Source organism: Mesorhizobium sp. M7A.F.Ca.CA.004.12.1.1, from assembly GCF_003997835.1.
GTDB lineage: Bacteria > Pseudomonadota > Alphaproteobacteria > Rhizobiales > Rhizobiaceae > Mesorhizobium.
In genome coordinates, this window is the sequence record NZ_RZRK01000445.1 from 1 (window position 1) to 5210 (window position 5210).

Sequence of the window (5210 nt, forward strand, 5' to 3'; positions counted from 1 at the left end):
CTGCCGCCCTTCGGTCGGCTCGCCGGCGTCATCGTCAGTGCGGTGACGCGGGCGGAAGCCGAGGGCCATGCACGCGGCCTGCGCCGCGCCGCGCCCGAGGCGTCAGATCTGTTCGTGCTGGGTCCAGCCGAGGCGCCGTTGTCCCTGCTCGGCGGCCGCCACCGCTTCCGTCTGCTGATCCAGGGCGAACGGCGCGCCGACATGCAAGGTTTTATTCGCGCGATGCTTGCCAATGGGCCGAAGCAGCGCGGCTCGGTCAGGGTGCAGGTGGATATCGATCCGCAGAGTTTTTTGTAGTTGCCGGGCGCTTGGTAGGTGGATTCAAATAGGTACGTCGGGCGGCTCAAAACTCGGCATCTCGTGACGGCGATTCGTTTCGCTCAAATTCGATGCCGCCGGGATACCGAGTAACCAATCAGCCAAATTTCTCCGACTGTCTTGCGGATAGAGCTTTCGCCCTTCATCGTCCGGGACGATCATGGCAGCCGGCCTGCCGTTTTCTGTGATGATGGTTGGCTCGCCATTTCCCGCGGCCTCCACAATTGCCGAGAGTGTCGCCTTGGCCTGCTGAAGCTGAACGGTTTTCACTGCGACCTCCTTGTGGTCTCATGTGTTTATAGTATCGAGGATCGCCTAGGAAAAGGAACAGCTCGCGCAATGAAAACCCTTGGCCTTCTGGGCGGCATGAGCTGGGAATCGACGGCCATCTACTATCGGCTGCTCAACGAGATCGTGCGCGAGCGGCTGGGCGGCTTGCATTCGGCCAGGCTTCTGCTCTGGTCATTCGACTTCGCCGAAATCGCCGAGCGGCAGCATCATGGCGACTGGGATGGCGCCGGTGTGCTTCTCGTCGAAGCCGCACGCAAGCTCGAGGCCGGCGGCGCGGAGGGTCTGCTTTTGTGCACCAACACCATGCACAGACTGGCCGACCAAGTGCAGGCGTCGGTGTCGATCCCGCTGATCCACATCGCCGATGCCACCGCGGTGGCGGTCAAGCGCGCCGGCATGCAGCGTCCGGCACTGCTGGCGACGCGCTTCACCATGGAGCAGGATTTCTACAAGGGCCGGCTCGCCGACAGATTTGGCTTGAACCCTGTCGTACCCGATAGTGCCGGGCGCGACATGGTCCATCGCGTCATCTACGACGAGTTGTGCCAGGGCATCGTCAAGGAGACTTCAAAGGCGGCCTATATCGCCGAGACCGAGCGCCTGCGCCGCGAAGAGGCGGCCGACAGCGTCATCATGGGCTGCACCGAGATCACCATGCTCATAGGCGAGCAGGATTTCGACATCCCGGTCTTCGACACGACGCGCATCCATGCCGAGGCGGCTGTGGAATTCGCGCTCGGTTGATGCGCGCCGCCTAAAGTGCGTGGATCCATCTGGCGCGCTTCTTTTCCTCCGCTAGAATGCCCGGAATTTCAAAACAGGCATTTCGAGGGGACAAGATGGATTTTGCGCTTCCATGGCCGACGAGCCAGGGCGAATGGCTGGCCTGGTCGAGCGCCGTCGTCACCGTGCTGCTCGGTCTTTTGTTTTTTCTGGCCCCTGGCCTCGCCTTCCATGCCCTGCGCTTGCAGGTCAAACCAGAGAAGGCTGCGGCGATCGCCGAGGGGCGCGGCAGGATGTCGGGCTTCTATCTCGGCGTCGGCCTGTGCTGTATCCTGCTGGCGCAGCCGCTGATCTACATGGCGCTTGGCTTCTCCTGGCTGTTCACCGCCTTCGGCCGGCTGCTGTCGATGATGTCGGATGGCGCCAACACGCCTTTCAATTGGGTTTCCATTGTGGTGGAATTGGTGCTGGCGGCGTTGCCGCTCGCCTTTGCCTTCGGCTTTCTGCCTTGAATCGTTGGGTATTCCGCGATGGAAGACGGGTGACTTTCGCCGGATGCGACAATAGTGCCTGAAAACCATGCGGAACGACGCATTGCGGTCTTAAAATGCCTGTGCTAGACGGCAATCGACTTTCGGCCGGGGATAGCGGAAGCCGCGTCTCCGTGCTTGAAAAAATGCAGTAAGGTCAAAGATTTAGCCAGAGTTTTTGCTCGCGCCAACAATCTACGGCCTGTCAGACAAGAGAAAAGACGGTCCGTGGCTCAATCGTCATCGCCAATCTCAGGTGTCGCAGAACGCTATGCGGGTTCGCTGTTCGAACTCGCCCTGCAGGCAAATTCCGTGGCCAAGGTCGAAGCTGACCTCAACAGCTTCGAAGCCATGCTCGCGGGCAGCGCTGATCTCACCCGGCTGATCAACAGCCCGGTGTTCTCCAGCGAGGACCAGGCGAAGGCCATCGCGGCAATCGCCGACAAGGCCGGGATTGCCGGCCTCACCGGCAATTTCCTGCGCGTCGTCGCCCGTAACCGCCGGCTGTTCGCCATTCCCGGCATGATCAGGGCGTTCCGCCAGATATCAGCCGAACATCGTGGCGAGACCGCTGCTGGAGTGACGTCGGCTCACGAACTGACGGCTGCCCAGCAGACCGAACTCAAGGCGGCGCTGAAGAGCGTTGCCGGCAAGGACGTGGCTATCTCCGTCACCGTCGATCCGTCGCTGCTCGGCGGGCTGGTGGTCAAGATGGGCTCGCGCCAGATCGATACGTCGCTCAAAACCAAACTCAATTCGCTCAAGCTTGCACTGAAAGAGGTCGGCTGATGGACATCCGCGCCGCGGAAATTTCCGCAATTCTGAAAGACCAGATCAAGAATTTCGGCAAGGAGGCCGAGGTCTCCGAAGTCGGACAGGTGTTGTCCGTCGGTGACGGTATCGCCCGCGTCTACGGCCTCGACAATGTCCAGGCCGGCGAAATGGTCGAATTCCCCGGCGGCATCCGCGGCATGGCGCTCAACCTCGAAGCCGACAATGTCGGCGTCGTCATCTTCGGCGCCGACCGCGACATCAAGGAAGGCGACATCGTCAAGCGCACTGGCGCCATCGTCGACGTCCCCGTCGGCCCAGGCCTGCTCGGCCGCGTCGTCGACGCGCTCGGTAATCCGATCGACGGCAAGGGTCCGATCAAGGCGGTCGAGCGCAAGCGCGTCGACGTCAAGGCGCCCGGCATCATTCCGCGCAAGTCGGTGAACGAGCCGATGTCGACCGGCCTCAAGGCCATCGATGCGCTGATCCCGGTCGGCCGCGGCCAGCGCGAGCTGGTCATCGGCGATCGCCAGACCGGCAAGACCGCCATCATCCTCGACACGATGCTCAACCAGAAGTCGGTGCACGACAACGGCCCCGAGAAGGAAAAGCTCTACTGCGTCTACGTCGCCGTCGGCCAGAAGCGCTCGACCGTCGCGCAGTTCGTCAAGGTGCTGGAAGAGCGCGGCGCGCTCGAATATTCGATCATCGTCGCCGCCACCGCTTCCGATCCGGCACCGATGCAGTTCCTGGCGCCGTTCGCCGGCGCCACCATGGGCGAATATTTCCGCGACAATGGCATGCACGCGCTGATCAGCTACGACGATCTGTCGAAGCAGGCCGTCGCCTATCGCCAGATGTCGCTGCTGCTGCGTCGCCCGCCGGGCCGCGAAGCCTATCCGGGCGACGTCTTCTACCTGCACTCGCGCCTGCTCGAGCGCGCGGCCAAGCTCAACGACGATCTGGGCGGTGGTTCGCTGACCGCGCTGCCGATCATCGAAACGCAGGCCAACGACGTGTCGGCCTATATCCCGACCAACGTGATCTCGATCACCGACGGCCAGATCTTCCTCGAGACCAACCTGTTCTTCCAGGGCATTCGTCCTGCGGTGAACGTCGGTCTGTCGGTCAGCCGCGTCGGTTCGGCCGCGCAGATCAAGGCGATGAAGCAGGTTGCCGGTTCGATCAAGGGCGAGCTTGCGCAGTACCGCGAAATGGCGGCCTTCGCGCAGTTCGGCTCGGATCTCGATGCCGCCACCCAGCGCCTGCTCAACCGCGGATCGCGCCTCACCGAACTCCTGAAGCAGCCGCAGTTCTCGCCGCTGAAGACGGAAGAGCAGGTCGCGGTGATCTTCGCCGGCGTCAACGGCTATCTCGACAAGCTGCCGGTCAACCAGGTCGGCAAGTTCGAGCATGGCCTGCTCAGCCACATGCGTTCGGCCGGCAAGGACGTCCTCGAAGCCATCCGCAAGGAAAAGGCGCTGTCGGACGATCTGCGCGCCAAGCTGAAGGCCGAGATCGACGCTTTCGCCAAGACCTTCGCCTGAGCGAATTGCAAGACGGGATCAGGTTTGAAGCATGCCTTCATTAAAAGACCTTCGTAACCGTATCGCCTCGGTCAAGGCGACGCAGAAGATCACCAAGGCGATGCAGATGGTCGCCGCGGCGAAGCTGCGCCGTGCGCAAGAGGCTGCGGAAGCGGCGCGCCCCTATTCGGAGCGCATGGGTTCCGTGCTGGCCAACATAACCCAGGCAATCGGCGGCGGCGGCGATGCCCCGGCGCTGATGACCGGCACCGGCAAGGATGACGTGCATCTGCTCGTCGTCTGCACCGCCGAGCGCGGCCTGTGCGGCGGCTTCAATTCGCAGATCGCCCGCCTTGCCCGCGACCATATCCGCAAGCTTTTGGCCGACGGCAAGCAGGTCAAGATCATCTGCGTCGGCAAGAAGGGTTTCGACATCCTGCGCCGCGACTACGCGTCGATGATCATCGACCGAGTCGACCTGCGCGAGGTCAAGACACTCGGCTTCGTCAATGCCGATGCCATCGCCAAGAAGGTCATCCACCTCTTCAACGAAGGCGGCTTCGACATCTGCACGCTGTTCTATTCGCAGTTCAAGTCGGTGATCAGCCAGATCCCGACCGCGCAGCAGATCATTCCGGCCGGCATTGCTTCGGCTCCTGCCGAGGCGATTGATGGCGGCAACGCCGTCTACGAATATGAGCCGGAGCCGGGCGAAATCCTCTCCGACCTCATTCCGCGCAACATCTCCGTGCAGGTTTTCCGGGCGCTGCTCGAAAACGTGGCCGGCGAAATGGGCGCCAAGATGAGCGCCATGGACAATGCGACGCGCAACGCCGGCGACATGATCAACAAGCTGTCGATCACCTACAATCGCCAGCGGCAGGCGCAGATCACCAAGGAACTGATCGAAATCATTTCGGGCGCCGAGGCGCTCTAGGCGTGGTTCGCGGGTCATCGACCCGCGACTGGACCGCGTGAGAAACAAAGGACGAAAAAGGGTAAAGACGATGGCGAAAGCAGCGACCCCCCAGAAGGCAGCCCCCAAGGCCGC

At 62.3% G+C, this 5210-nt stretch carries 6 protein-coding genes and 1 pseudogene; 6 read left to right on the top strand and 1 reads right to left on the bottom strand.

Features of this window, described 5'->3' with window-relative positions:
• A pseudogene (locus EN984_RS21990) lies at nucleotides 1-297 on the top strand (primosomal protein N'); the annotation flags it as partial.
• Between the two features lie 24 nt (nucleotides 298-321).
• On the opposite strand, the gene EN984_RS21995 reads toward EN984_RS21990, so the two are convergent.
• The gene (locus EN984_RS21995) at nucleotides 322-588 is read right to left on the bottom strand and encodes a type II toxin-antitoxin system Phd/YefM family antitoxin (RefSeq protein ID WP_236382932.1); all 267 of its coding nucleotides are present in this window, start codon (nucleotides 586-588) and stop codon (nucleotides 322-324) included.
• Between the two features lie 69 nt (nucleotides 589-657).
• Between EN984_RS21995 and EN984_RS22000 the strand changes: the two genes are divergently transcribed.
• The 5 genes from EN984_RS22000 to EN984_RS22020 all read left to right on the top strand — a co-directional run bounded on the left by EN984_RS22000 (nucleotide 658) and on the right by EN984_RS22020 (nucleotide 5096).
• On the top strand, nucleotides 658-1353 hold the full coding sequence (locus EN984_RS22000) for an aspartate/glutamate racemase family protein (RefSeq protein WP_127267281.1): 696 nt from the start codon (nucleotides 658-660) through the stop codon (nucleotides 1351-1353).
• A gap of 95 nt (nucleotides 1354-1448) precedes the next feature.
• Nucleotides 1449-1844 (top strand): DUF4345 family protein, encoded by a 396-nt coding sequence (locus tag EN984_RS22005; RefSeq protein ID WP_127267282.1) that lies wholly within the window; start codon nucleotides 1449-1451, stop codon nucleotides 1842-1844.
• Nucleotides 1845-2090: 246 nt separating this feature from the next.
• A complete protein-coding gene (locus EN984_RS22010) occupies nucleotides 2091-2651 on the top strand; it encodes a F0F1 ATP synthase subunit delta (RefSeq protein ID WP_127383945.1) in 561 nt (186 codons plus the stop codon).
• On the top strand, nucleotides 2651-4180 hold the full coding sequence (gene atpA, locus EN984_RS22015; protein WP_127267283.1) for a F0F1 ATP synthase subunit alpha: 1530 nt from the start codon (nucleotides 2651-2653) through the stop codon (nucleotides 4178-4180). Before EN984_RS22010 ends, atpA begins: the two co-directional genes overlap by 1 nt.
• Nucleotides 4181-4211: 31 nt before the next feature.
• The gene (locus tag EN984_RS22020; RefSeq protein ID WP_127267284.1) at nucleotides 4212-5096 is read left to right on the top strand and encodes a F0F1 ATP synthase subunit gamma; all 885 of its coding nucleotides are present in this window, start codon (nucleotides 4212-4214) and stop codon (nucleotides 5094-5096) included.
• Nucleotides 5097-5210: the final 114 nt, after the last annotated feature.